The sequence below is a fragment of the Streptomyces sp. NPDC058092 genome (assembly GCF_042884935.1).
GTDB lineage: Bacteria > Actinomycetota > Actinomycetes > Streptomycetales > Streptomycetaceae > Streptomyces.
Genome location: NZ_JBHVSY010000007.1, coordinates 143,467 through 167,760, shown reverse-complemented (window position 1 = coordinate 167,760; position 24,294 = coordinate 143,467). Strand labels below are relative to the sequence as shown.

The following is a 24,294-nucleotide window of genomic DNA, read 5'->3' as shown; positions in this document are numbered from 1 at the left end:
CACAACATCTTGAATAAGTCGTACGTATAGGTTTCAGTAGCGCGACGGACCGATGTCGAGGAAGACGTCGAAGTAGACAGCGAGGCACCACCAATGAGCACCCCCCACGTCGTCGTGGTGATGGGCGTCGCAGGGACCGGCAAGACCACGGTCGGCCCCCTGCTCGCCGCCGAACTCGGCGTTCCGTACGCCGAGGGCGATGACTTCCATCCCGCGGCGAACATCGCCAAGATGTCGGCCGGTATCCCGCTGGACGACTCCGACCGGTGGCCCTGGCTCGATGCGATCGGCCGGTGGGCACACGGCCGGGCGGGGCTCGGCGGGGTGGTGAGCAGCTCGGCGCTCAAGCGGGTCTACCGGGACCGGCTGCGCGCCGAGGCCCCCGGCGCGGTCTTCCTCCATCTGACCGGCGACCGGACCCTGATCGAGAAGCGCATGGCGGAACGCAAGGGCCACTTCATGCCCACCGCACTGCTCGACTCGCAGTTCGCCACCCTGCAGCCGTTGCAGGAGGACGAGGCCGGCGTCTCGGTCGATGTGTCCGGCACCCCCGAAGAAATCACCCAGCGAGCCGTCGCCGCGTTGCGCCGGCTCGAAAACTAAGGATCACCACCGTGACCAGTCTCAGCGTCGAGACGCTGGCAGCGGACGCCGTCGAACCGATCACTTCGGCAGGCAACGCGCAGTTGGGCATCGCCGTACTGGCGGGCATCGCCGTCATCGTTCTGCTCATCACCAAGTTCAAGATGCATGCGTTCCTCGCGCTGACCATCGGCTCGCTGGCGCTCGGCTCGTTCGCCGGTGCCGCACCGGCGAAGACGATCGCCAGCTTCACCGCCGGCCTCGGCTCGACCGTCGCGGGTGTCGGTGTCCTCATCGCGCTCGGCGCCATTCTGGGCAAGCTGCTCGCCGACTCCGGCGGCGCGGACCAGATCGTCGACACGATCCTGGCGAAGGCGAGCGGGCGGGCCATGCCGTGGGCGATGGTCCTGATCGCCTCGATCATCGGTCTGCCGCTGTTCTTCGAGGTCGGGATCGTGCTGCTGATCCCGGTGGTGCTGCTCGTCGCCAAGCGCGGCAACTACTCCCTGATGCGGATCGGCATCCCGGCGCTGGCCGGTCTCTCCGTGATGCACGGGCTGATTCCCCCGCACCCCGGCCCGCTGGTGGCGATCGACGCCCTCGGCGCCAATCTCGGCGTCACGCTCGCGCTGGGTGTTCTGGTCGCGATCCCGACCGTGATCATCGCCGGACCGGTCTTCTCCCGCTACGCCGCGCGCTGGGTGGACATCAAGGCTCCGGAGAAGATGGTTCCGCAGCGCCCGTCGGAGGAGCTGGATCGGCGTCCCAGCTTCGGCGCCACCCTGGCGACGATCCTGCTGCCCGTCGTGCTGATGCTCGTCAAGGCCCTGGTCGACATCGTCGTGGACAACCCGGAGAACCACGTCCAACGGATCACCGATGTGATCGGCTCGCCGCTGATCGCGCTCCTCGCGGCCGTCATAGTCGGCATGTTCACGCTGGGCCGGGCGGCCGGTTTCACCAAGGGCCGGCTCTCCACCACCGTCGAGAAGTCCCTCGCCCCGATCGCGGGTGTGCTGCTGATCGTGGGTGCGGGTGGCGGTTTCAAGCAGACCCTCATCGACGCCGGTGTGGGCCAGATGATCCTGGACTTCTCCAAGGACTGGTCGATCCCGGCGCTGCTGCTGGGCTGGCTGATCGCCGTCGCGATCCGGCTCGCGACCGGCTCGGCGACCGTGGCCACCATTTCGGCGGCCGGTCTGGTCGCCCCGCTGGCCGCCGACATGTCGGCGTCCCACGCCGCGCTGCTGGTCCTCGCCGTCGGCGCGGGTTCGCTCTTCTTCAGCCACGTCAATGACGCCGGGTTCTGGCTGGTGAAGGAGTACTTCGGCATGAACGTCGGTCAGACGCTCAAGACCTGGTCGGTGATGGAGACCATCATCTCCGTGGTCTCGCTGGCCTTCATCCTGCTGCTCTCGCTGGTCCTCTAGCGAGCGGCCCCCTCCGCACGGCCCTCCCCCCGCGGCGCGAGCCGGGGCCGTGCCCGATGGCGCCCGACCGACCCGGTGCGCATGCCACGGCATGCCTCCGGGTCGGCGGGCGCCCTTGCCATGTGCGGCGGACACCCTGCCCGGCCCCACTGCCAACTCCGTTCGTGATCCGGCTGGTTGACGGCCTCCGACCAGCCTTCTGCCCGCCTCCGGTCGGGTGCCCGAACCGGCGCGGCGTCCGGCGGCCCATGCCAGACTTGGCGCCATGGCGAACCGTGAACCTCTCAAGCCCTTTCTGCTCGCCTTCCCCGGTCCGCTGCGCGATCGCCTGGTGGCGGCGGTGCTCGCCGGTGTGAAGGTGTCGACGACCGGGCTGCTCGCGGAGTACGAGGCGGAGAAGGAGGAGCTGGCTCCGGTGGGCGAGCGGTCCGCGCTGATCAACTCGGGCGGCCGGGAGATCGCGGTGCTGGAGGTGACGGAGGTACGGGTGCTGCGCCTCGGCGACGTCGATCTCCAGCATGCGATCGACGAGGGCGAGGGGGACAGATCGGTGGCCGAGTGGCGTGCGGGGCACGAGAAGTTCTGGCACAGCAAGGAGATGCGGGAGGCGCTCGGCGACCCGGAGTTCACGGTCGACGACGACACCATGGTCGTCGCCGAACGGTTCCGGGTCGTCGAGCTGCTGGATCCCGTCGTGGGCGCGGCGGAACGGTAGGCGGCGCCGGGCAGCCGGTGTCCTACGGCTGCGACGCGAGGATCTCGCGGCAGGTCAGGGGCGGGGCGACGGTGCCGGGACGACCGGTGCGGGCGAAGCCGGTCCAGGTGGCGCGCATCGCTCTGCCCAGAGCGTCCACCTCGTCCCACGGGGTGTCCCCCAGCATCGAGGAGTGCCGCCAGGCGGCCCGGAAGCCCAGGAGCAGCGGCAGTTCCACACAGTGCGTGGCGCCGAACTCCGATCCTGCCGGGCGCCAGGCCAGTCGGTAGGCGTGGACCCGGGCACCGGCCCGCACGAGCCGTTGGCCCAGGGCGGCGAGCGGTTCGGTGTACATCTGCCGGGTCGGGCCGATCGGTTCGCTGCTCTCCCCCGCCCCGCCCTTCTCCCCGAGGAAGGCGGACATGTCGTCCGCATTCCAGCCGTACATGATGTCCATGCCGCGTACCTGCGTGTCGAGGGCGGCATCGGCCGTCTCGACCGGTCCGAACGGCGGTTCCAGGGGGGAGCCGGAGCGTTCCCGGTGGGCGAGAGCGGTGTCCCGTTGGGCCGCGAGCAGGGCCGCGGGGGCGACGGTACGCGGGTCGGCTCCGGGGGCATGGACCGCCAGCCGTTCGGTGAAGATCCGGCCGACTGCGGCCGCGTCGGCCCGGGACCGGGCCGTGATCGCCAGCGGTGCGCTCTGCAGGATCGCGCGGTGGAACAGCCCCCGGGCTTCGGGCAGCCCCATCAGCAGCCGGATGGAAAGCGCGCCGGCGGACTGCCCGAAGACGGTCACATCGGCGGGATCGCCGCCGTACCCGGCGATGTGCGTGTTCACCCAGCGAAGCGCTTCGAGCTGGTCGTACAGGCCGAGGTTGCCCTCGGCGAGCCCGTCGAGGCAGAGGTATCCGAGCGCGCCCAGACGGTAGTTGACGGACACGACGACGACATCGCCCTCGTAGGCGAGTGCGCCGCCGTCGTACCAGTCCATGAGGCCCGCGCCGCTGCTGAATCCGCCGCCGTGGAACCAGACCATCACCGGCCGCGCCGCGGTGTCGCGGGCGGGTGTGGTGACCGTCAGGTTCAGACAGTCCTCGCCCTGCGGGTGCCGGTCGAGCGGCGGTCCCATCACCGCTTCGAGCCTGGACGGCAGTTGCGGACAGATCTCACCGCTCGACGGGCGGGCGTCGTGACCGTGCACCGGGCGGGGCCGCGCGAAGCGTTCGGCCACGGCGTAGCGGACCGGGCCGGACCGGACCACGGCAAAGCCGGTCACGCGCCGCCTCCCGAGAGCGATACCACCGGGGCCGCCGGTACCGGTTCGGGCGCCCCTTCGGGCACCAGGCGGAACAGGGCGACGGCGCCGGCCAGGCTGACGGCACAGATCCCGACGAGGTACCACGTCACCCCGGTCGACGACCCGCCCGAATTGAGCAGCGCCGTGGAGATCATGGGAGCGAGACCGCCGCCGAGGATGGCACCGCCCTGCAGGATCACCGAGGAGCCCGAGTAGCGGACGTTGACGGGGAAGGTGTCGACGATGATGCTGCCCTGCACACAGTGGGTGACCGGGATGATGAGGCCCATGCCGAGCAGCGCCACCACGGCGAGGGCGGATTTGCCGGTGTTGAGCAGCGGGAAGAAGGCGACACACCACACGAGGACGGCGGCGGATCCGGCGATGAACATGGTGCGCCTGCCGTGCCGGTCGGCGAACCGTGTCCACACCGGGATGGTCACGAACCACAGGGCCGCCGCGACGGTGACGCTCACGATGAGGAACTGTTTGCCGTAGTCGAGGTGCTGGGAGCCGTAGGACAGGGTGAAGACCATGAACACGTAGGCGACGGCCGAGTTCGCCACGACGGCGAGCAGGGTCAGCGCGAGCCTGGGAAAGCCGACCTTGAGGGATTCGCCCAGCGGGAACCTGACCACTTCGTCCTGGGCGCGTACGCGGTCGAAGGACGGCGACTCGGTCACCCTCAGCCGGATCACCAGCCCCACGGCGACCAGTACGAAGCTGAGCAGGAACGGGATGCGCCAGCCCCACGAGGTGAACGCGTGGTCGCCCAGGACGGAGTTGGTGGTCAGGAAGATGACGTTGGCCAGGACCAGGCCGCCGGGTGTGCCCATCTGCGGGAAGCCTGCGTAGAGGTTCTTCTTGCCCGGCGGTGCGTGCTCCATCGACATCAGGGTGGCTCCGGCGCCCTCGCCGCCGAGTCCGATGCCCTGGACGACGCGCAGGGTGACCAGGAGGACCGGGGCCCAGAATCCGATGGAGTCGTAACTGGGGATGGCGCCGATGAGGGTGGAGCCGATCCCCATCAGGACGAGGGAGACCACCAGCGCCGCCTTGCGGCCGATGCGGTCTCCGTAGTGGCCGAAGACCAGGCCGCCGAGCGGGCGTGCGATGAATCCGACGGCGAAGGTGCTGAACGCGGCGAGGGTGCCCGCGGCGGGGCTGAGCGAGGGGAAGAACTGCTGGTTGAAGATGAGCGCCGCGGCCGTGCCGTAGAGAAAGAAGTCGTACCACTCCAGCGTGGTGCCTGCGAGCGTGGCGAGGGCGGTTCTTCCGGCAGTGGCTCGGGCGCCGCCCGAGCGTTCTTCGTGAGGTGAAGTGTTCACGGGGTGACCTATCACTTGGATGGCGGGCTGTGGGCGGTTCGCTCCGGACAGCCGCTACGACGGCCGGGCTTCACCCGTCGTTAACCGTGGATCCTGATGCCCTGAGACATGACACACAAATACCGAATCGGGAACCTGCCATACCTATTCGGGTATACCGAAGGGGCGCCGATCCTATGCCCGGGCATCCAGGTATGCCAGTTCAGTTATGTCTCCGCGCAGGAATCGCATTTGTCCGGCATGGCTGTGCCGATCAGAGTGGGACGCATGACGGCAGAGACTGGGCGGTGGATCCGCAACTTCGTGGCCGGGCAGTTCGTGGAGCCCGACGAGAACCGCAGCTTCGACAAGACCGACCCCGCCACCGGCCAGGTGTTCGCCCGGGTGCACGAGGCGGACAGGGAGCTGGTGGACCGCGCCGTGGCAGCGGCCCGGCGGGCCCTGCACGACGGATGGGCGACGACACCGGTACGGGAGCGCGCGGCACTGCTGCGGCGTGCCGCAGCCCGGATCGAGGAGCGCTTCGAGGAGTTCGTCGCCGCGGAGATCGCGGACACCGGGAAGCCGGTGACCCAGGCCCGGGAGCTCGATGTCGCGCGTGCGCTGTCGAACTTCCGCGCCTTCGCGGACGTGGTGGCCGCCGCCGGGCAGGAGTCCTTCCTCACCGACCTGGCGGGCGGCCGGCAGGCGCTCAACTACGCGGTGCGCAAGCCGCTCGGCGTCGTCGCGGTCGTCGTCCCGTGGAATCTGCCGCTCCTGCTGCTGACCTGGAAGGTCGCCCCGGCTCTGGCCTGCGGCAACGCCCTGGTCGTGAAGCCCAGCGAGGAGACCCCCGCCACCGCCACACTGCTGGCCGAGGTGCTCGCCGAGGTGGGACTCCCCGCAGGGGTGTACAACGTCGTCCACGGCTTCGGCAGCGACTCCGCCGGTGAGTACGTGACCTCCCACCCGGGGATCGACGGGGTGACCTTCACCGGTTCGTCCGCGACCGGCTCGCACGTCATGAAGACCGTCGCGCCCCGGGTCCGCCCGGTGTCGTTCGAGCTCGGCGGGAAGAACGCCGCCGTCGTCTTCGACGACGTCGACCTGGACGAGGCGCTGACCGGGCTGACGAAGTCGGTCTTCACCAACACCGGTCAGGTCTGCCTGTGCACCGAGCGGGTCTACGTACAGCGTTCGGTCTTCGCCGACATCGCCGAAGGGCTTACCGAGCGAGCCCGGGGACTGCGGCTGGGCGACCCGACGGACGAACGGACCACCACCGGACCGCTGATCTCCCGGACCCACCGGAACAAGGTGCTGAGCTACTTCGAACTGGCCGAGCAGGCCGGGGCCGAGGTGCTCACCGGCGGTGGCGTACCGCAGCTCGGCCCCGGACTCGCGGGCGGCTCATGGATCGAGCCGACGCTGTGGACCGGGCTGACCAACGCGGACCGGCCCGTTCGCGAGGAGATCTTCGGCCCGGTGGCCGCCCTGATCCCCTTCGACACGGAGGCGGAGGCGATCGCTCTGGCCAACGACACCGAGTACGGCCTCGCGGCCTCGGTGTGGACCAATGACCTGCGTCGCGGCCACCGGGTGGCCCAGTCGATGAACGTCGGGATGGCCTGGGTCAACACCTGGTTCCTGCGCGATCTGCGCTCCCCGTTCGGCGGTGTCGGGCTCTCCGGCATCGGCCGTGAGGGCGGCGCGTCCTCCCTGCACTTCTACACCGAACCGACGAATGTGTGCGTACAGCTGTGACCGATCACGACAACCCCGATCTCTCCGCGCGGATCGACGCGGCCATGGCACGCCTGACGGCCGCTGCCGTCACCGGCACTCCGTGCGCTCCCGTCCGGGAGTTCCTGGGCCGCGACGACATCGATGCCGCCTATGAGGTCCAACGGCGTCTCGCCGCCGCCCGGAGCGCGGCCGGAGCCCGGGTGGTGGGTGCCAAGATCGGCCTCACCGCCCCTGCCGTGCAGCAGCAGTTCGGCGTGTTCCGGCCGGACTTCGGGGTGCTCTTCGACGACATGATGTCCGCGCACGGCGAGTCGCTGCCGCTGAGCCGGTTCCTTCAGCCGCGCGCGGAGGGCGAGATCGCCTTCGTCCTCGGCCGGGACATCGACCGGCCCGGCGCGGGCGTCGCCGATGTGCTGCGGGCCACCGAATTCGTGCTGCCCGCCATCGAGATCGTCGATTCACGGATCACCGGCTGGGACCTGGCCATCACCGACACCGTCGCCGACAACGCCTCCAGCGGCGCGGTCGTGCTCGGCACCACGCCGTATCCGCTGAGCGGGCTCGATCTCGCCCGGGTCGGCATGGTGCTCCAGCGGGACGGCGAGCCGGTCTCCTTCGGCGCCGGCCATGCCTGTCTCGGCTCACCGGTCGTCGCCGTGGCCTGGCTGGCGCGTGAACTGGCCGCACGGGAGCAGCCGTTGCGGGCCGGGGACGTGGTCATGTCCGGGGCGCTCGGCCCGATGGTGCCGATCGGCGGTCCCGGCCGGTACCGGCTGGCGCTCGACGGCCTCGGCGAGGTCGAGGCAGTCATCGAGGAGGAGACCAAGTGATTTCCCGCGCAAGCGAAACAGCAACCGAAACCGAAACCGGATCCGTCACCGCGGGCGGCGCCGTTCCGGTGGCCGTCATCGGGTCCGGCAACATCGGAACCGACCTCATGATCAAGGTGCTGCGGCTCTCGAAGTCGCTGCGCATGGGCGCGATGGCGGGCATCGACCCGGACTCCGACGGGCTGGCCCGCGCCGCCCGGCTGGGGGTCCCCACCACGCACCGCGGCATCGAAGGGCTGGTCGCACTGCCCGGGTTCGCCGAGGTGAAGGTGATCTTCGACGCGACCTCGGCCAGAGCCCATGTGCGCAACGCGCAGCTCGCCGCGGAGCACGGCAAGCTGATGATCGATCTCACCCCCGCGGCTCTCGGGCCGTTCGTGGTGCCGTCGGTCAATCTGGACGAGCATCTGGCCGCGGCCGACGTCAACATGGTGACCTGCGGCGGCCAGGCGACCATTCCGGTCGTGGCCGCGATCTCCCGGATCGCTCCGGTCGCGTACGGGGAGATCATCGCCTCCATCGCGTCGAAGTCGGCCGGTCCCGGAACCCGGGCCAATATCGACGAGTTCACCGAGACCACGAGCAGGGCGATCCGGCTGGTCGGCGGCGCCGAGGTCGGCAAGGCCATCATCGTGCTCAACCCCGCGGAGCCCCCGCTCGCGATGCGTGACACGGTCTTCTGCCTCGTCGAGGGCGAACTGTCCGGCGCCGACCGGGACCGGATCGTGGCCTCCGTCCAGCAGATGGCACAGTCCGTACGGGAGTACGTGCCCGGCTACCGGCTCAAGCAGGACGTGCAGTTCGACCCGGTCGAGGACACCGTCGTACCGGCGCTCGGGCGGCGGGTCACCGGGGTCAGGATCTCGGTGTTCCTGGAGGTGCTCGGCGCGGGCCACTACCTGCCCGACTACGCGGGCAATCTCGACATCATGACCTCCGCCGCGGTCCGCACCGCGGAGAAGATCGCCGCACTCCGAGGATGGGTGACCGCATGAAGCTGTACGTCCAGGACGTGACCCTGCGGGACGGCATGCACGCGATGGGGCACATGTACACCGTCGACCAGGTGCGCCGGATCGTCTCCGCGCTCGACCGCTCCGGGGTCGCGGCGATCGAGGTCGCGCACGGAGACGGGCTCGGCGGTTCGAGCGCGAACTACGGGTTCGGCGCGCACAGCGACGAGGAGTGGATCGAGGCCGCGGCCGATGTCCTCGAACACGCGAAGCTGACCACGCTGCTGCTGCCCGGCATCGGAACCATCGACCATCTGCGCCGTGCCCACGCGCTCGGGGTGCGCAGCGTGCGCGTGGCGACGCACTGCACCGAGGCCGACGTCGGCGCGCAGCACATCTCCTGGGCGCGGGAGAACGGGATGGACGTCTCGGGGTTCCTGATGATGAGCCATCTCAACTCCCCGGAAGGACTTGCCCGGCAGGCCGAGCTGATGGAGTCGTACGGGGCGCACTGCGTCTATGTCACCGACTCCGGCGGGCGTCTGACGATGCGTGATGTCGCGGCCCGGGTCGACGCGTACCGCGAGGTGCTGGACGAGTCCACCGAGATCGGCATCCACGCCCACGAGAACCTCTCACTGTCGGTCGCCAACAGCGTGACCGCCGTGGAGCACGGCGCGTACCGCGTCGATGTGGCGCTGGCGGGGCAGGGCGCCGGAGCCGGGAACTGCCCGGCCGAGCCGTTCGTCGCCGTCGCCGACCTGCTGGGCTGGGAGCACGGCTGCGACCTGTTCGCGCTCCAGGACGCCGCCGACGACATCGTCCGGCCGCTGCGCAACCGGCCCGTGCAGGTGGACCGGGAAACCCTGACCCTCGGTTACGCCGGTGTCTACTCCAGCTTCCTGCTGCACGCCGAACGCGCGGCGCAGCGCTATGGCGTCGACACCCGGAAGATCCTGCTGGAGGTCGGTCGGCGGCAGATGGTGGGCGGCCAGGAGGACCTGATCGTGGACATCGCACTGGACCTGGCCGCACGGCGCGAGGCCCTGACGGAAGGGAGCGACAAGTGATTTCGGCAGAACTGACCGGCGTACTGGCGCAGCGGCTGGACACGGCACAGACGTCCCGCGAGGACACCCCGAGCCTCGCCGACAGCCATGAGCTGGACATCGACGACGCGTATGCCGTGCAGGCGGCGCTGCTGGCGCTGCGGGTGGCGCGCGGCGAGCGGATCGTGGGTGTGAAGCTGGGGTTCACCAGCAAGGCCAAGATGGCCCAGATGGGCGTCTGTGACGTGATCGTGGGCCGGCTCACCGACTCGATGCGGATCGCGGACGGCGACGGGGTCGACCTGTCGCGCTTCATCCATCCGAAGGCGGAGCCCGAGGTCGCCTACCGACTGTGCCGGGACGTGGACCTGGACGATCCGCTGACGGGCATCGAGTCCTGTGTGGACGCGGTGGCCCCGGCCATCGAGATCATCGACTCGCGTTACCGGGACTTCCGGTTCACGTACACCGATGTCGTCGCGGACAACACCTCCGCGGCCGGTTACGCGATCGGCCCGTGGCGGCCCGTGGAGAGCGTCGCCAACCGTGCGGTGCGGCTGCGTACCGCGGCGACGGAAGCGGTGGGTTCGACCGCCGCGATCCTCGGCGACCCGGTGCACGCGCTCCACGCACTGCTGGACATGTGCCGGCGCCGCCGGATTCCGCTGAAGGCCGGCCAGGTGGTGCTCGCGGGGGCGGCCACGGCGGCCGTGCCGCTGGTGCCCGGGTTCACGGAGTGCGAGGTGGCGGGCCTGGGATCCGTCACGGTGAAGGGGTACTGATGAGCGGTTCACGGGTGATCGAGGGCAAGGCCACTCCGCGCGGGCGGTTCCCGCATGTGAAGGTCGTCGGGGACCTGGTGTTCGTCTCCGGCACCAGTTCGCGCAGGCCCGACAACACGTTCGTGGGCGTCGAGGCCGATGAGTCCGGCACCACGGTGCTGGACATCCGGGCACAGACCCGGGCGGTGATCGAGAACATCCGGGACATCCTCGCCGAGGTGGGTGCCGAGCTCTCCGACATCGCGCAGATCACCACCTATCTGGTGTCCATGAACGACTTCGGCGGATACAACGAGGTCTACGGCGAGTTCTTCGACGAGCAGGGACCGACCCGGACGACCGTCGCGGTGCATCAGCTGCCGCATCCGCATCTGCTGATCGAGATCCAGGCCGTCGCCCATCTGTCGCGGCCCCGCCCGTCACACACAGCGCACAGCACGGAGGTGTCCTCATGACCGCCATCCCCCCGGTCATCGATTTCCAGGGCTGGATCACCGAGCACGAGCACCTGCTCAAGCCGCCGGTGAACAACCGCACCATGTCCCTGGGCCAGGACTTCATCGTCCAGGTCGTCGGCGGTCCCAACCAGCGGACCGACTTCCACCTCGACCCGTACGAGGAGTGGTTCTACCAGGTCAAGGGCGATATGCACGTCGACCTCATGACCGAGGAGGGGCCGCGGACCGTACACATCCGCCAGGGCGAGGCCTGGCTGCTGCCCGGCAATGTGCCGCACTCCCCGCAGCGGCCCGACGCCGGTTCGATCGGGCTGGTCATCGAGCGGGTCCGGGAGGAGGGCACCCTGGAGAAGTTCCAGTGGTACTGCCCCGACTGCGCCACGAAGATCCACGAGGTCGAGCTCCAGGTGCGGGACATCGTGGCGGATCTGCCGCCCGTCTTCACCGAGTTCTACGGGGACGAGAAGGCACGTACGTGTCCGGACTGCGGTGCGCTGCATCCCGGGAAGGGCCGAGCGTGAACCGTACGATCGACATCCATACGCATTACGTCCCGCGCGGCTGGCCGGATCTGACGGCCGAGGCCGGACCGGATGCTCCCTGGCTGCGGATCGAGTCCGAGTCCGACGCCGTGATCATGATGGGTTCCAAGGAGTTCCGGCGGATCCAGGCCGATGCCTGGGACGCCGAAACCCGGCTGCGGGACATGGACGCGGACGGTGTGCACCGCCAAGTGGTCTCCCCCACCCCGGCGTTCTTCACCTACGGTCGCAGCGGCGCCGAGGCGGCGAAGGTCTCGCGGATCTTCAACGACCTCGCGCTGGAGATCGTCGCCCCGGCACCGGACCGGCTGATCCCGTTCTGCCAGGTGCCGCTGCAGGATCCCGACGCGGCCTGCCGCGAGTTGGAGCGGAGCATCGCCAACGGGCACCGGGGGGTGGAGATCGGCAACCATGTCGGTGACCGCGACCTGGACAGCGAAGGCGTCGTGACCTTTCTCCAGCACTGCGCCTCGCTCGATGTGCCGGTGTTCGTGCACCCCTGGGACATGGCGAGTTCACCGCGACTGGACCGGTGGATGGCGCAGTGGCTCACGGCCATGCCCGCCGAGACCCATCTGTCGATCCTCGCCCTGATCCTGGGCGGCGTCTTCGACCGGATCGACGACCGGCTGAAGATCTGTTTCGCGCACGGCGGCGGGTCGTTCGCCTTCTGGCTCGGCCGGATGGAGAACGCCTGGCACGGCAGGAACGATGTCATCGGCACCTCTGAGCACCCGCCCTCGCACTATCTGGGCCGTTTCTACGTCGACTCGGTCGTCTTCGACGACCGTGCCCTGCGGCTCCTGGTCGACACCCTCGGCGCGGACCGGGTGATGGTGGGCAGCGACTACCCGTATCCGCTGGGGGAACGGCCGGTGGGTGAGGTGGTCCACAAGAGTGCCTTCCTCGACGACCGCAGCCGGAAGTTGATCACTCACGGCAACGCGGAACGCTTCCTGGGGCTGACCGGATCCTAGAGCGGGTCCGTGGTGTTCGGGGCCATTCCCGCGGCGATGTCCTCCAGGCTCCGGATCAGCGCCTGTGCCGACGGGCCCAGCGCGCGGGCGGCCGACAGGGTCAGCCCGACGCTGTGGCCGATCGGGTCCAGCGGCACCGCCAGCCTTGCGATCCGGGTGTCGTCCCGGGTGATCAGGCTGGGCAGTGCCGCGACGACATCGGTCTCCAGCAGGAGTTGACGGACGGTCAGGAACGAGGTCGTCTCGACCCGGTTCATCGGCAGCGGCATCCCGTGCCGGGCGAAGAACTCCTCGATCTCCCGCCGCAGCGCGGTCTCCGCCCCCGGCAGGATCCAGGGGTAGTCCGCCAGGTCTGCGAGCTCCACCGGGGACTGCCGGGCGAGTGCATGCGAGGCCCGGACCACGAGCTCGACCGACTCGTCGTAGAGCTTGCGGCGCACGGTCCGCTCGTCGGAGGGGACGGTGAGCCTGCCGACGACGAAGTCGATGCGGCCGGCCTCCAGTTCCAGGAGCAGCGCTTCCGGCGACGCCTCCCGGACGATCACCGTCAGGTAGGGGCGCTCCTTCTTGATCTCGGCGATGGCCCGCGGGAGGAGCACATTGGACCCGGCCAGGTGGGTGCCGACGATGACCGTCCCGCGGTCGGCGTCGGCCAGCTCCACCACATGGCGGCCCGCCTGCGCCAGCTGGGCCAGCACGGCTCGCGCGTGCTCGGTGAAGGCCTCGCCGAAGACGGTGGCGGTGACGCCCCGGGGCCCGCGCTCGTACAGCGGGACGCCGAGGATGTCCTCCAGCTCGTGCAGGCTGCGGGTGGCGGCCGGCTGGGTGACATGCAGCTCCGCGGCGGCACCCACGACGCTTCCCTGCCGGGAGAGCGCGTCGACGAGGACCAGGTGGCGCAGCTTCAGCCGGCCGTCGAGGAGACGTGGGATCTTCACCCCGCCGACTCTATCCGCGCCGGTCCGGCCACCCCGGACGGGCCCGGTCCGGGAGGCCGCCGCACGTACCGGCCCGGGAGCCCGCCGGACACCCGCTAGCCGACGGCCTTCGCCGCCGCCCGGCCCGCTGCCCGGCCGGAGAAGATGCAGCCGCCGAGGAAGGTTCCTTCCAGCGAGCGGTAGCCGTGCACCCCGCCGCCGCCGAAACCGGCCGCCTCCCCCGCCGCGTAGACACCGGACAGCGGTGTGCCGTCCTCGGTGAGCACCCGGGAGGACAGGTCCGTCTCCAGCCCGCCGAGCGACTTGCGGGTCAGGATGTTGAGCCGTACGGCGATCAGCGGACCGGCCTTGGGATCGAGGATGCGGTGCGGTGACGCCGTACGGATCAGCTTGTCCCCCAGATACGTGCGGGCGCCGCGGATCGCGGTGATCTGGAGGTCCTTGGTGAAGGGGTTGGCGATCTCGCGGTCGCGGGCGGTGATCTCGCGGCGCAGTTCGGCCTCGTCGATCAGCGGCTCGTCGGTGAGTGCGTTCATCCCGCGGACCAGTGCGCCGAGGTCCTTCTCGACCACGAAGTCCACCCCGTGGTCCATGAATGCCTTGACCGGGGCCGGTACGTCCGCGCGGGCCCGGCCGATCACGTCACGGATCGACTTTCCGGTCAGATCGGGGTTCTGCTCGGAGCCGGAGAGCGCGAATTCCTTGCCGATGATCTTCCGGTCGAGGACGAACCAGGTGTAGTCGTATCCGGACCTCATGATGTGTTCGAGGGTGCCGAGGGTGTCGAAGCCGGGGAAGAGCGGGACCGGCAGCCGCTTGCCGCGGGCGTCCAGCCAGAGCGAGGACGGTCCCGGCAGGATGCGGATGCCGTGCCTGGCCCAGATCGGGTTCCAGTTCTCGATGCCCTCGGTGTAGTGCCACATCCGGTCGCGGTTGATGTGGTGGGCGCCCGCCTCCTCGGTGATGCCGAGCATGAGTCCGTCGACATGGGCGGGCACACCGGAGAGCATTTTCGCGGGCGGGGTGCCGAGCCGCCGGGGCCACTGCTTGCGTACGAGGTCGTGGTTGCCGCCGATGCCACCGGAGGTGACGATCACCGCCTGGGCCCTCAGCTCGAAGGTGCCGGCCGTCACCCGGCTGCTCGCGGTGCCGCGGGCGGCCGCGCTCGGCTCCAGTATCTCGCCAGTCACCGTGTCGACGGTTCCCGCGGTGCGGCCGAGGCCGGTGACCCGGTGGCGGAACTTCAGTCGGACGAGGCCCTTGGCGACGCCCGCGCGGACCCGGCGCTCGAAGGGGGCGACGACACCGGGGCCGGTGCCCCAGGTGATGTGGAAGCGGGGTACGGAGTTGCCGTGGCCGTTCGCGTCGTAGCCGCCGCGCTCCGCCCAGCCGACGACGGGGAAGAGCCGCAGCCCCTGGGCGTGCAGCCAGGAGCGCTTCTCACCGGCCGCGAAGTCGACGTACGCCTCGGCCCACTTCCGTGGCCAGTGGTCCTCCTCGCGGTCGAAGCCCGCCGTGCCGAGCCAGTCCTGGAGGGCCAGCTCATGGCTGTCCTTGATCCGCATCCGGCGCTGCTCGGGCGAGTCGACGAGGAAGAGACCGCCGAAGGACCAGTGCGCCTGGCCACCGACGGACTGTTCGGGTTCCTGGTCGAGCAGGATCACCGAGCGGCCCGCGTCGACCAGCTCGGCGGTGGCCACCAGCCCCGCGAGCCCTGCCCCGATAACGATCACATCAGCGTCGTACGCCATGGGTTCCATCCTTGTCGGGGGTCGGAGGCGGCGCGATCGGTCACGGCCACGGCGAGGGTCCGGCACGGACGCCGGAGGTTACTCGTGCGTCAGATCCTCTGCACCGGCCGCTGCGGCGTCAACCGCCCGGTCGGCGGCACCCCGGCCGCACCCATGGGACGCAGGCGCTATCGTCGATACGAATCACCCACTTCTGGCCTGACTTGAGGTAGAAGCGTGTCGGTGCTGGTTCTCGTACTCGCCGTGAGTGCCGCCTGCTGTCTGGGGTTCGGCTTCGTCCTTCAGCAGGACGCCGCTTCCCACGCGCCGAGGAGCGACTATCTCTCCTTCCGCCTGCTGCTGGACCTGATGCGGGTACGGAGCTGGCTGGCCGGGATCGGGCTGATGGTCTGCGGCATGGTGCTGGGCGCCCTGGCCCTGGGCAAGGGCGAGCTGTCCATCGTCGAACCACTGCTCGCGACCAATCTGCTCTTCGCGATGACCCTGTCGCGTCATCGCACCGGGCAGCGGCTCGGCCGGCAGGGCTGGGCCGGGCTCTGGATGCTGGCCGGCGGAGTCGCCGCGTTTCTTCTGGGGGGCCAGCCGCGGGGCGGTGAGGCGGTGACCGATCCACTGCGGCACTGGCTGGTGATCGGCGTGGTCGTGGGCGTGGCGCTGCTGCTCACCACCTTCGCCAAGCGCCATCAGTCCGGGGTCGCCCCGGCGCTGCTCGCGGTGGCGGCCGGGCTGCTGTACGGACTCCAGGACGCCCTCACCCGGGTCACCGGCCAGCGGCTGTCGGACGAGGGCTGGACGGCGCTCGTGACGAACTGGCAGCCGTACGCGGTGGTGGCGCTGGGGGTGACGGGCCTGCTCCTGGTGCAGAGCGCGTTCGAGACGGGCCCGCTGCGGGTCTCGCTGCCCCCACTGACCGCGGCGCAGCCGCTGGCCGGGATCGCCTGCGGGGTCGGTTTCCTCGGTGACCAGCTGCGCACCGACACCGGCGCGCTGGCCTGGCAGGCGGCCGGTCTCGCGGCGATCGTCACCGGGATCGTGCTGCTGGGACTGCATCCGGCGATGCCGGAGGGGCCCGTGGGCGGGCGCCGGGAGAAGAGCCTGATGCCGAGCTGAGCGGCGGCACGAGCCCTGCGGGCACGTCTTCCCTGCGCTCCCCGCCGCACACCCCCGGTGCGTCTTCCCGGTACGTCTTCCTGGTCACAGGGAGCCGTCCGCGCTGGTTATTAATAATGGCCAGCATTAGAGTGGCCGCATGGCGAGAGCGTCGGGACAAGAGACCAGGGACAAGCTGATCCGCGCGGCCGAGGAGGTCTTCGCCGCGCAGGGTACGGACGGCGCCCAGCTGCGGGACATCGTCCGGCTGGCCGGGCAGAGCAACCCCTCCGCGGTCCAGTACCACTTCGGTTCGCGGGCCGGGCTGCTCGACGCCGTGATGGCCGGCCGCCAGGCCCGTACCGAACGGGTGATCGCGCCACTGCTCGACGGGCTGGGTGCGGACTGCGGCGTACGCGAACTGCTCACCGCACTGGTGACGGCCGAGGCGAGCCTGCTCGCCGACGACCGCGGCCGCCGCTGTCTGCGGATCTCGGCCCAGCTCAGCCATGAGACCGGACTGCGGACCGGCCGGCCGCACCCCGCCCTGGACGGCACCGCCTACGGGCGGCTGATCGGCGGCATCGGGGACTGCCTGGGCGAGCTGCCCGGGGCCGTCCGTCTGGAGCGCCTGGACCTGGCGCTCACCCTGATCGGCGCGGCGCTGGCCGACCGCGCCCGCCAGGGACTCGACGGCACCCGGCCGCTGACCGGCGAGGCGTTCTTCCTCGCCGACCTCGTCGGGACCACCACCGCGTTCCTGCACGCACCGGTGCCGGACGGCGCGTGAATTACCCGCACCACCACCACACACACCACCACCACACGTAAGGACATGCCTTGACCGACAAGAGCAGGCTCGGCGACAAGACCGTCATCATCACCGGCGGCGCCCGGGGGCTGGGCGCCGAGGCCGCCCGCCTCGCCGTGGAAGGCGGCGCCAACGTGCTGATCACCGATGTGCTCGACGAGGAGGGCGCCGCCACCGCCGCGGAACTGGGGGCGCAGGCCCGCTTCCTGCACCACGACGTGACCTCCGAGGAGGACTGGCGGCGCGTCGCCGAGTTCGCCGTCGCCGAGTTCGGGCGGATCGACGGCCTGGTCAACAATGCCGGGATATCGACCGGCCGGCCGCTGGAGACCGAGACGGTCGAGCACTTCCGCAAGGTCGTCGACATCAACCTGACGGGCGTCTTCATCGGCATGCGGACCGTGATCCCGGCGATGAAGGAGAACGGCGGCGGTTCGATCGTCAACATCTCCTCGGCCGCCGGACTGATGGGCCTCGCCCTGACCTCCGGCTACGGCGCGTCCAAGTGGGGCGTGCGCGGTCTGACGAAGGTCGGTGCGGTGGAGCTCGGCACCGCGAAGATACGGGTGAACTCCGTACACCCCGGCATGGTCTACACGCCGATGACCGCGTCCGTCGGCATTCAGCAGGGCGACGGGAACTACCCCAACACCCCCATGGGCCGGGTCGGCGAGGCCCCGGAGATCGCCGAGGCGGTCGTCTTCCTGCTGTCGGACGCCGCCTCGTACGTCACCGGCGCCGAACTGGCCGTGGACGGCGGCTGGACCACGGGCCCGACCGTCAAGTACGTCATGGGGCAGTGATCACTGTCAGTGGTCCGGTGTTGGATGAGGGCATGACTCCTTCTGACGAGATCCTGGACATCGTCGACGAGAACGACGTGGTCGTGGGGCAGGCCCCGCGCGGTGAGGCGACCGCGCGGGGCCTGCGCCATCGCTGCGTCTTCGTCGCGGCCCGGGATGCCGGGGGCCGGCTCTTCGTGCACCGCAGGACCCCCACGAAGCTGGTCTTCCCGTCTCATTACGACATGTTCGTCGGCGGGGTGGTCGGGGCCGGCGAGTCGTACGACGAGGCGGCGCTGCGGGAGGCCGAGGAGGAGCTGGGGGTCACGGGGCTTCCCCGTCCCGAGCCGCTCTTCACGTTCCTCTACGAGAGCGCGGAGCACTCCTGGTGGACCCACGTCTACCAGGTGCGGTGCGAACTGCCGGTGCACCCGCAGGCGGAGGAGGTCGCCTGGCACACCTTCCTCACCGATGCGGAGCTGGAGCAGCGGCTCGGCGACTGGGAGTGGGTGCCGGACGGCCTGGAGGCGTACCACCGGCTGCGCGCCTTCCGGGCGGGCGGGGCGGTCTCCTGAGCCGGGGCTCGATTGCCGGTCGTAAGGTTCACGCGTGATCGAATTCGTACAGAGCCTGCGGCTGTGGTTCGCGCCGCAGCGAATCCGCGAAGAGGGCGACACCCCCGACTACCGGTTCTCGCTCGCCAACGAGCGCACCTTCCTCGCCTGGATCCGGACGGCTCTCGCGTTGATCGGCGGTGGTTTCGCGGTCGACCAGTTCCTCCCCGAGCTGGTGTGGGGCATCCGCGCGGGACTGGCGCTCGCGCTGCTCGCGGCCGGTGTGCTGTGTGCGCTGCGGGCGATCAACCACTGGGTGCGGTGCGAGCGGGCGATGCGGCGCGGGGAGGATCTGCCGGTCTCCCGGTTCCCGACGCTGCTCGGCATTGCCGTCGCCGTCGTCGCCGTGGCGATGGTGGTGGTGGTCCTCTTCGGCTGGGAGGGCCGGTGACGGCGGACGGGCGCGACCCCGGGCTGCAGCCCGAGCGGACCAGGCTGGCGTGGCGGCGCACGACGCTGTCCTGCACGGTGGTGGCCCTGCTGGCGGTCAAGCAGGCGCTGCACGGCGGGGCGAGCCCGGCCGCGGTCGTCGCCGTGGCGCTGAGCGCGCTGGCCTGGCTGGGTTTCCTGCTCGTGGCGCACCGGCGGGTGCTCGGGATGGCGACCGCGCGTCCGCAGCCGCTCTCGGCGCGCAGCGCGCTGACGGCGGCGGCGTGCACGGTCGCGCTCGCGGTGTTCGCCACGGCCATGCTGTTCTGACGTCGGGGCGCCAGGCCCCTCAGACCTCCGGAGTGTCCCAGGGGACGGTGACGACGATCTTTCCGCGGGTCCGTCCCTGCTCGTTCAGCCGGTAGGCGTCCGCCGCCCGTTCCAGCGGGAAGACCTGGTCCAGATGGACCGTGACGATGCCCTGTTCGGCCAGTTCGGCCAGGCGGGCGAGGTCCTTGGCGTCCGGGCGTACGTAGGCGTAGCGGCCGCCGTACGAGAACACCTCGCCGTCCGCGATGGAGGCCAGTCGGCCCCCGGGCTTCAGCACGTCGGCGGAGACGCGGAGCGCCTGGCCGCCGACGGTGTCGAACGCGGCGTCGATGCCGTCCGGGGCCAGCGCCCGGAGCCGGTCGGCGAGGCCGTCGCCGTAGGCCACCGGTTCCCCGCCGAGCTGCCGGACGTAGTCGTGGTTGCGTTCGCTCGCGGTGCCGATGACGCGGGCGCCCGCGTGGCGGGCGAGCTGGACGGCGAGCGAGCCCACGCCGCCGGCCGCCGCGTGGACGAGGACCGTCTCGCCGTCCTGGATCCGCAGGGTGCGGTGGAGCACCTGGTACGCGGTGAGGCCGGCCAGCGGCAGGCCGGCAGCCTCCTCGAAGCTCAGGCTCAGCGGCTTGCGGGCGAGGGTGCGCACGGGTGCGGCGACGTATTCGGCGAACGTACCGCGGCAGAGGAAGTCCTCCCGCACATAGCCGATGACCTCGTCGCCGACCGTGAACTCGTCGACGGCGACACCGGGCTGCACGACGACTCCCGACACGTCCCAGCCGGGGATCACCGGGAACACGGCCTCCAGAGCGGCGTCGAGGTAGCCCTCACGGGCCTTCCAGTCGACCGGGTTGACTGCCGCGGCCCGCACCTTCACCAGGACGGTGTCGGGGCCGACCTTGGGGTCGGGCCGTTCCCCGTACTCCAGGACGTCCGCCCCGCCGTACCTGCTGTAGCTGATCGCCTTCATGTACCGACCTTCGGTACGGGCCGGGGCGTGCGCAACTCAGGCCGTGGCGGCCTCGGGGAAGGGGGCCGTCACCAGCGCGGGACCGAGGGTGTCCGCCAGCCCGGTTCGGCCTTGCGCATCGCGGCCGCGTCGTCGCGCTCGCGCATGGTGCCGTCGTCGTCGAGCCAGCGCCGGTGCAGTGCGGCCAGGCGTTCGCGGTCGAGCTCGACGCCGAGCCCGGGTGCGTCGGAGACGGTGAGCCGGCCGCCCCGGAAGACATGGCGGGTGGTGATGACGTCCTCGGTCTGCCAGGGGTAGTGGCTGTCGCAGGCGTAATCGAGGTTGGGGACGGTGGCCGCGACGTGGGTCATCGCGGCGAGGCTGATGCCGAGGTGGGTGTTGGAGTGCATGGAGAGCCCGACGCCGAAGGTGCGGCAGATCCCGGCCAGTTCGCGGGTGCGGTGCAGTCCGCCCCAGTAATGGTGGTCGGAGAGGACCACCTGGACGGCGCCGCGGGCGAAGGCCTCCGGGACCTCGGCAAGGGTCGTCACGCACATGTTGGTGGCGAGCGGTACGCCGGTGGCGGCGGCCACCTCGGCCATCAGGTCCGTGCCGCTCGCCGGATCCTCCAGGTATTCGAGTACGCCCTCGAGCTGCTCGGCGACGTACAGCGAGGTCTCCACCGACCAGGCGCCGTTGGGGTCGAGGCGCAGCGGCTGCCCGGGGAACTCCTCGGCCAGGGCGCGGATCGCGGCGATCTCCTGGTCGGGTTCGAAGACGCCGCCCTTGAGCTTGAAGGAGGAGAAGCCGTGCTCGCGGGCGAAGCGCCGGGCCTGGGCGACGACCCCGGCCGGGTCCACGGCGGCACCCCAGTCGTCCTGTTCGCCGCCCTCGGGGTGGGCGGCCCAGCGGTAGAAGAGGTACGCGCTGTACTCGACGCTGTCGCGGACCTTTCCGCCGAGCAGGGTGTGCACGGGCAGGCCCAGGGACTTGCCGAGCGCGTCCAGGCAGGCGACCTCGAAGCCGGAGACGACGGAGAGCCGGAGCTTGTCGGCGCTCTGGACGCCGCGCAGCCCGCCCGCGTCGACCCGCTCGTCGGCCGCGCGTGAATCACCGCACACCTCGTCGGCCAGGGCGAACAGGCCGTTCAGATCGCTGACCGGGCGTCCGAGGAGGGCGGTGGCGAGCGGCCGGGCGAGTTCCAGGTACTTGCCGTCCCCGTACGTCTCGCCGATACCGGTCACTCCTCCGCCGGTGACGACTTCCACGATGAGCCGCGGGGTGTACGGCTGGTGGACGCCCTGGGTGTTGAGCAGGGGCGGGTCGGCTATCAGGATCGGCGTCAGCCGGACTTTCTCGATCAGCAACTCTGGTTTCATACGTGAACCATATTCAGGGATACGACTGAGCGCCAGACTCCCCGACCAAGTCGGCGCGGAGTGCCCGCGTCGGATTCCGGGAGTCCACTGGACGACATACCGACTGGTCGGCATCATGAACACCGACCGTCTCTCACCCCGGAGGTGCGCACGATGAGCCCAGTCCACCCGCCAGGTCTCGACCTCGACCGGCTGCGCGGCCATCTCGACCGCGAGCGACCGGGTCTGGTGAACGGACCGCTCGAAGCCCGGCTCATCGAGGGCGGCCGGTCCAACCTGACGTACATCGTCACGGACGGCACGGGGCGCTGGGTCGTCCGCAGGCCCCCGCTGGGTCATGTGCTGGCCACCGCGCACGACATGAAGCGCGAGCACCGGGTGATCAGCGCCCTGCACCCGACGGCCGTTCCGGTACCCGAACCCGTGCTGCTCTGCGAGGACGACTCGGTGATCGGGTCGCCCTTCTACGTCATGGAGTACGTCGAGGGCACCCCGTACCGCACGGCCGAACAGCTCGCCCCGCTGGGCACCGAGCGCACCCGGGCGGCCGTCCTCGGTCTCGTCGACGCGCTCGTCGAACTGCACGCCGTGGACCCCGAGTCCGTCGGGCTGGGCGACTTCGGGCGCCCCGAGGGCTTCCTCGACCGGCAGCTGCGCCGCTGGGGCAAGCAGCTGGACGCCTCCCGCAACCGCGAGCTGCCCGGCATCGACGAACTGCACGCCGCGCTCGGCCGTGAGCTGCCCGCCTCCCCCTCGCCCACCGTCGTACACGGCGACTACCGCCTGGACAACGTCCTGATCGGCTCCGACGACCGGATCAGGGCCGTCCTCGACTGGGAGATGTCGACACTCGGCGACCCGCTGACCGACCTCGGCCTGCTCGTGATGTACAGCTCGGACCTCGGCCTGGCGGACTCCCCGGTCTCCACCACCAGCAGCGCGGCCGGCCACCCGGCCCCCGCCGAACTGATCGAGCGCTATGCCGCACGCTCCGGCCGCGACACCTCCGCCATCTCCTGGTACACGGCGTTCGCCTGGTTCAAGCTCGCCGTGATCCTGGAGGGCATCCACTACCGCTACACGCTGGGCCGGACCGTCGGCGCCGGCTTCGACCGCATCGGCGATCTCGTCCCCGTCTTCATCGAGCACGGCCTCACCACCCTCCAGGAAGGCTGATCACCCCCATGGACTTCGCATTCGACGCCCGTACCGAGGAGCTGCGCACCAAGCTGCTCACCTTCATGGACGAGCACGTCCATCCGGCCGAGAAGACCGCGGACGAACAGCGCGCACTGCTCGCCTCCCCGTGGGACACCCCGCAGATCGTCGAGGACCTCAAGGCCGAGGCGCGACGGCAGGGGCTGTGGAACCTCTTCCTCCCCGACGCCGGGTACGGTGCCGGGCTGACCAATCTCCAGTACGCGCCGCTCGCCGAAATCACCGGCCGTTCCCCGCAGTTGGCGCCGACCGCACTCAACTGCGCGGCCCCGGACACCGGAAACATGGAGGTGCTCTTCCAGTTCGCCACGGACGAGCAGAAGAAGCAGTGGCTGGAGCCGCTGCTCGCCGGGGAGATCCGCTCGGCGTTCGCGATGACGGAGCCGGAAGTGGCCTCGTCGGACGCGACGAACATCGAGACCCGCATCGTGCGGGACGGCGAGGACTACGTCATCAACGGCCGCAAGTGGTACATCTCCGGGGCGATGAACCCGGACTGCCGGATCTTCATCGTGATGGGCAAGACCGACCCCGAGGGCGCCGACATCCGCCGCCAGCAGTCGATGATCCTGGTCCCGCGCGACACCCCCGGTCTCGAAGTGCGGCGCGCCATGCAGGTGTACGGCTACGAGGACCACTACCACGGCGGTCACGCCGAGGTCGTCTTCACGGACGTACGGGTGCCGGCCGCGAACCTGATCGGCGAGGAGGGCGGCGGATTCGCCATCGCCCAGGCCCGGTTGGGACCGGGCCGCATCCACCACTGCATGCGGCTGATCGGCATGGCCGAGCGGGCCATCGAGCTGATGTGCAGGCGGGCGGTGTCCCGTACGGCCTTCGGCAAGCCGCTCGCCCAGCAGGGCGTCGTACAGAACTGGATCGCGGACGCGCGGGTCACGGTGGAGCAGCTGCGGCTGCTGGTGCTGAAGACGGCGTGGCTGATGGACACGGTGGGCAACCGGGGCGCGCACACGGAGATCCAGGCAATCAAGATCGCCACCCCGCGCGCCGTGGTCGACATCCTGGACCAGGCGGTGCAGTTGCACGGCGCGGGTGGCGTCAGCCAGGACTTCCCGCTGGCCGAACTGTGGGCGGCGGCACGGACGTTGCGGCTGGCGGACGGGCCGGACGAAGTGCATCAGCGGTCGTTGGCGCGGCGGGAGATCAGGCAGTACGTGTAGGCGGCGGCCTGGGCGGGGGTGGGTGCGGGGGCTCGCCCGGTTGCCGCGTTGTCCTCAATCGCCGGACGGGCTTGAATCTCGGCGCCGGACTCCTTCGTGACCGCTAGTCCTCAATCACCGGACGGGCTCGAATTCCGGCGCCGGACACCTTCATGACCGCTAGTCCTCAATCACCGGACGGGCTCGAATTCCGGCGCCGGACACCTTCATGACCGCTAGTCCTCAATCACCGGACGGGCTCG

25 protein-coding genes are annotated in these 24,294 nt (G+C 70.3%); 19 read left to right on the top strand and 6 right to left on the bottom strand.

Annotation, left to right across the window (positions count from 1 at the left end; all coding sequences use genetic code 11):
* The first annotated feature begins 93 nt into the window (after positions 1 to 93).
* The 3 genes from ACFVV1_RS14255 (at position 94) to ACFVV1_RS14245 (ending at position 2,727) form a co-directional block, all read left to right on the top strand.
* Positions 94 to 603, top strand: coding sequence for a gluconokinase (locus tag ACFVV1_RS14255; protein WP_389989330.1), 510 nt, complete (start codon positions 94 to 96; stop codon positions 601 to 603).
* An 11-nt stretch (positions 604 to 614) separates the two neighbouring features.
* Positions 615 to 2,012 (top strand): gluconate:H+ symporter, encoded by a 1,398-nt coding sequence (locus ACFVV1_RS14250; protein WP_389989328.1) that lies wholly within the window; start codon positions 615 to 617, stop codon positions 2,010 to 2,012.
* A 265-nt stretch (positions 2,013 to 2,277) separates the two neighbouring features.
* Positions 2,278 to 2,727, top strand: a complete 450-nt coding sequence (locus ACFVV1_RS14245; RefSeq protein WP_389989326.1) for an ASCH domain-containing protein — start codon at positions 2,278 to 2,280, stop codon at positions 2,725 to 2,727.
* A gap of 22 nt (positions 2,728 to 2,749) precedes the next feature.
* On the opposite strand, the gene ACFVV1_RS14240 is transcribed toward ACFVV1_RS14245, so the two are convergent.
* Both ACFVV1_RS14240 and ACFVV1_RS14235 read right to left on the bottom strand, forming a co-directional pair.
* On the bottom strand, positions 2,750 to 3,982 hold the full coding sequence (locus ACFVV1_RS14240; RefSeq protein ID WP_389989324.1) for a carboxylesterase family protein: 1,233 nt from the start codon (positions 3,980 to 3,982) through the stop codon (positions 2,750 to 2,752).
* Positions 3,979 to 5,331, bottom strand: a complete 1,353-nt coding sequence (locus ACFVV1_RS14235; RefSeq protein WP_389989322.1) for an MFS transporter — start codon at positions 5,329 to 5,331, stop codon at positions 3,979 to 3,981. Before ACFVV1_RS14235 ends, ACFVV1_RS14240 begins: the two co-directional genes overlap by 4 nt.
* Before the next feature lie 267 nt (positions 5,332 to 5,598).
* Here ACFVV1_RS14235 and ACFVV1_RS14230 point away from each other — a divergent pair, with 267 nt between their 5' ends.
* From ACFVV1_RS14230 to ACFVV1_RS14195, 8 genes are all read left to right on the top strand, one after another.
* On the top strand, positions 5,599 to 7,074 hold the full coding sequence (locus ACFVV1_RS14230) for a 2-hydroxymuconic semialdehyde dehydrogenase (RefSeq protein ID WP_389989320.1): 1,476 nt from the start codon (positions 5,599 to 5,601) through the stop codon (positions 7,072 to 7,074).
* Between the two features lie 44 nt (positions 7,075 to 7,118).
* Positions 7,119 to 7,886 (top strand): 2-keto-4-pentenoate hydratase, encoded by a 768-nt coding sequence (locus ACFVV1_RS14225; protein ID WP_389989610.1) that lies wholly within the window; start codon positions 7,119 to 7,121, stop codon positions 7,884 to 7,886.
* A 68-nt stretch (positions 7,887 to 7,954) separates the two neighbouring features.
* The gene (locus tag ACFVV1_RS14220; RefSeq protein WP_389989608.1) at positions 7,955 to 8,881 is read left to right on the top strand and encodes an acetaldehyde dehydrogenase (acetylating); all 927 of its coding nucleotides are present in this window, start codon (positions 7,955 to 7,957) and stop codon (positions 8,879 to 8,881) included.
* Positions 8,878 to 9,909: a 4-hydroxy-2-oxovalerate aldolase gene (gene dmpG, locus ACFVV1_RS14215; RefSeq protein WP_389989318.1), complete on the top strand. Its 1,032-nt coding sequence runs from the start codon at positions 8,878 to 8,880 to the stop codon at positions 9,907 to 9,909. Before ACFVV1_RS14220 ends, dmpG begins: the two co-directional genes overlap by 4 nt.
* Entirely contained in the window at positions 9,909 to 10,670 is a 762-nt protein-coding gene (locus ACFVV1_RS14210; RefSeq protein WP_389989606.1) for a 2-keto-4-pentenoate hydratase, read from the top strand. Before dmpG ends, ACFVV1_RS14210 begins: the two co-directional genes overlap by 1 nt.
* Positions 10,670 to 11,125, top strand: a complete 456-nt coding sequence (locus ACFVV1_RS14205) for a RidA family protein (protein ID WP_389989316.1) — start codon at positions 10,670 to 10,672, stop codon at positions 11,123 to 11,125. Before ACFVV1_RS14210 ends, ACFVV1_RS14205 begins: the two co-directional genes overlap by 1 nt.
* Positions 11,122 to 11,649 (top strand): 3-hydroxyanthranilate 3,4-dioxygenase, encoded by a 528-nt coding sequence (locus ACFVV1_RS14200; protein ID WP_389989314.1) that lies wholly within the window; start codon positions 11,122 to 11,124, stop codon positions 11,647 to 11,649. The genes ACFVV1_RS14205 and ACFVV1_RS14200 overlap by 4 nt, the downstream gene beginning before the upstream one ends.
* Positions 11,646 to 12,647 carry an amidohydrolase family protein gene (locus ACFVV1_RS14195; RefSeq protein ID WP_389989312.1) on the top strand — a complete coding sequence of 334 codons (1,002 nt, stop codon included), beginning with the start codon at positions 11,646 to 11,648 and terminating at the stop codon, positions 12,645 to 12,647. Before ACFVV1_RS14200 ends, ACFVV1_RS14195 begins: the two co-directional genes overlap by 4 nt.
* Here the strand turns inward: ACFVV1_RS14195 and ACFVV1_RS14190 are convergent.
* A complete protein-coding gene (locus ACFVV1_RS14190; protein WP_389989311.1) occupies positions 12,644 to 13,585 on the bottom strand; it encodes a LysR substrate-binding domain-containing protein in 942 nt (313 codons plus the stop codon). The genes ACFVV1_RS14195 and ACFVV1_RS14190 overlap by 4 nt on opposite strands.
* Before the next feature lie 95 nt (positions 13,586 to 13,680).
* Positions 13,681 to 15,336, bottom strand: coding sequence for an FAD-binding dehydrogenase (locus ACFVV1_RS14185; RefSeq protein ID WP_389989309.1), 1,656 nt, complete (start codon positions 15,334 to 15,336; stop codon positions 13,681 to 13,683).
* Positions 15,337 to 15,552: 216 nt separating this feature from the next.
* Between ACFVV1_RS14185 and ACFVV1_RS14180 the strand changes: the two genes are divergently transcribed.
* The 6 genes from ACFVV1_RS14180 to ACFVV1_RS14155 all read left to right on the top strand — a co-directional run bounded on the left by ACFVV1_RS14180 (position 15,553) and on the right by ACFVV1_RS14155 (position 19,331).
* Positions 15,553 to 16,446 (top strand): DMT family transporter, encoded by an 894-nt coding sequence (locus ACFVV1_RS14180; protein WP_389989307.1) that lies wholly within the window; start codon positions 15,553 to 15,555, stop codon positions 16,444 to 16,446.
* Between the two features lie 139 nt (positions 16,447 to 16,585).
* Positions 16,586 to 17,215 (top strand): TetR/AcrR family transcriptional regulator, encoded by a 630-nt coding sequence (locus ACFVV1_RS14175; protein ID WP_389989305.1) that lies wholly within the window; start codon positions 16,586 to 16,588, stop codon positions 17,213 to 17,215.
* Positions 17,216 to 17,265: 50 nt separating this feature from the next.
* Entirely contained in the window at positions 17,266 to 18,039 is a 774-nt protein-coding gene (locus ACFVV1_RS14170) for an SDR family oxidoreductase (RefSeq protein ID WP_389989303.1), read from the top strand.
* A gap of 32 nt (positions 18,040 to 18,071) precedes the next feature.
* Positions 18,072 to 18,593, top strand: coding sequence for an NUDIX hydrolase (locus ACFVV1_RS14165; RefSeq protein ID WP_389989301.1), 522 nt, complete (start codon positions 18,072 to 18,074; stop codon positions 18,591 to 18,593).
* A gap of 34 nt (positions 18,594 to 18,627) precedes the next feature.
* Complete coding sequence (locus ACFVV1_RS14160; protein WP_389989299.1) at positions 18,628 to 19,023, top strand: YidH family protein; 396 nt, start codon at positions 18,628 to 18,630, stop codon at positions 19,021 to 19,023.
* Complete coding sequence (locus ACFVV1_RS14155) at positions 19,020 to 19,331, top strand: DUF202 domain-containing protein (RefSeq protein WP_389989297.1); 312 nt, start codon at positions 19,020 to 19,022, stop codon at positions 19,329 to 19,331. Before ACFVV1_RS14160 ends, ACFVV1_RS14155 begins: the two co-directional genes overlap by 4 nt.
* A 19-nt stretch (positions 19,332 to 19,350) precedes the next feature.
* On the opposite strand, the gene ACFVV1_RS14150 is transcribed toward ACFVV1_RS14155, so the two are convergent.
* Both ACFVV1_RS14150 and ACFVV1_RS14145 read right to left on the bottom strand, forming a co-directional pair.
* Entirely contained in the window at positions 19,351 to 20,295 is a 945-nt protein-coding gene (locus ACFVV1_RS14150) for an NADP-dependent oxidoreductase (RefSeq protein WP_389989295.1), read from the bottom strand.
* A gap of 68 nt (positions 20,296 to 20,363) precedes the next feature.
* Positions 20,364 to 21,653, bottom strand: a complete 1,290-nt coding sequence (locus tag ACFVV1_RS14145) for an enolase C-terminal domain-like protein (protein WP_389989293.1) — start codon at positions 21,651 to 21,653, stop codon at positions 20,364 to 20,366.
* 153 nt (positions 21,654 to 21,806) lie between these two features.
* Between ACFVV1_RS14145 and ACFVV1_RS14140 the strand changes: the two genes are divergently transcribed.
* Together ACFVV1_RS14140 and ACFVV1_RS14135 are read left to right on the top strand one after the other, a co-directional pair.
* Positions 21,807 to 22,829, top strand: a complete 1,023-nt coding sequence (locus tag ACFVV1_RS14140) for a phosphotransferase family protein (RefSeq protein WP_389989291.1) — start codon at positions 21,807 to 21,809, stop codon at positions 22,827 to 22,829.
* Positions 22,830 to 22,837: 8 nt separating this feature from the next.
* Positions 22,838 to 24,052: an acyl-CoA dehydrogenase family protein gene (locus ACFVV1_RS14135; protein ID WP_389989289.1), complete on the top strand. Its 1,215-nt coding sequence runs from the start codon at positions 22,838 to 22,840 to the stop codon at positions 24,050 to 24,052.
* Positions 24,053 to 24,294 lie beyond the last annotated feature (242 nt).

Bases quoted from the DNA above. Each gene is read 5' to 3' on its own strand.
- dmpG (WP_389989318.1), top strand. From the start codon at position 8,878: ATGAAGCTGTACGTCCAGGACGTGACCCTGCGGGACGGCATGCACGCG.
- ACFVV1_RS14230 (WP_389989320.1), top strand. From the start codon at position 5,599: ATGACGGCAGAGACTGGGCGGTGGATCCGCAACTTCGTGGCCGGGCAG.
- ACFVV1_RS14205 (WP_389989316.1), top strand. From the start codon at position 10,670: ATGAGCGGTTCACGGGTGATCGAGGGCAAGGCCACTCCGCGCGGGCGG.
- ACFVV1_RS14140 (WP_389989291.1), top strand. From the start codon at position 21,807: ATGAGCCCAGTCCACCCGCCAGGTCTCGACCTCGACCGGCTGCGCGGC.
- ACFVV1_RS14165 (WP_389989301.1), top strand. From the start codon at position 18,072: ATGACTCCTTCTGACGAGATCCTGGACATCGTCGACGAGAACGACGTG.
- ACFVV1_RS14150 (WP_389989295.1), bottom strand. From the start codon at position 20,295: ATGAAGGCGATCAGCTACAGCAGGTACGGCGGGGCGGACGTCCTGGAG.
- ACFVV1_RS14225 (WP_389989610.1), top strand. From the start codon at position 7,119: ATGGCACGCCTGACGGCCGCTGCCGTCACCGGCACTCCGTGCGCTCCC.
- ACFVV1_RS14200 (WP_389989314.1), top strand. From the start codon at position 11,122: ATGACCGCCATCCCCCCGGTCATCGATTTCCAGGGCTGGATCACCGAG.
- ACFVV1_RS14145 (WP_389989293.1), bottom strand. From the start codon at position 21,653: ATGAAACCAGAGTTGCTGATCGAGAAAGTCCGGCTGACGCCGATCCTG.
- ACFVV1_RS14255 (WP_389989330.1), top strand. From the start codon at position 94: ATGAGCACCCCCCACGTCGTCGTGGTGATGGGCGTCGCAGGGACCGGC.
- ACFVV1_RS14185 (WP_389989309.1), bottom strand. From the start codon at position 15,336: ATGGCGTACGACGCTGATGTGATCGTTATCGGGGCAGGGCTCGCGGGG.
- ACFVV1_RS14175 (WP_389989305.1), top strand. From the start codon at position 16,586: ATGGCGAGAGCGTCGGGACAAGAGACCAGGGACAAGCTGATCCGCGCG.
- ACFVV1_RS14135 (WP_389989289.1), top strand. From the start codon at position 22,838: ATGGACTTCGCATTCGACGCCCGTACCGAGGAGCTGCGCACCAAGCTG.
- ACFVV1_RS14245 (WP_389989326.1), top strand. From the start codon at position 2,278: ATGGCGAACCGTGAACCTCTCAAGCCCTTTCTGCTCGCCTTCCCCGGT.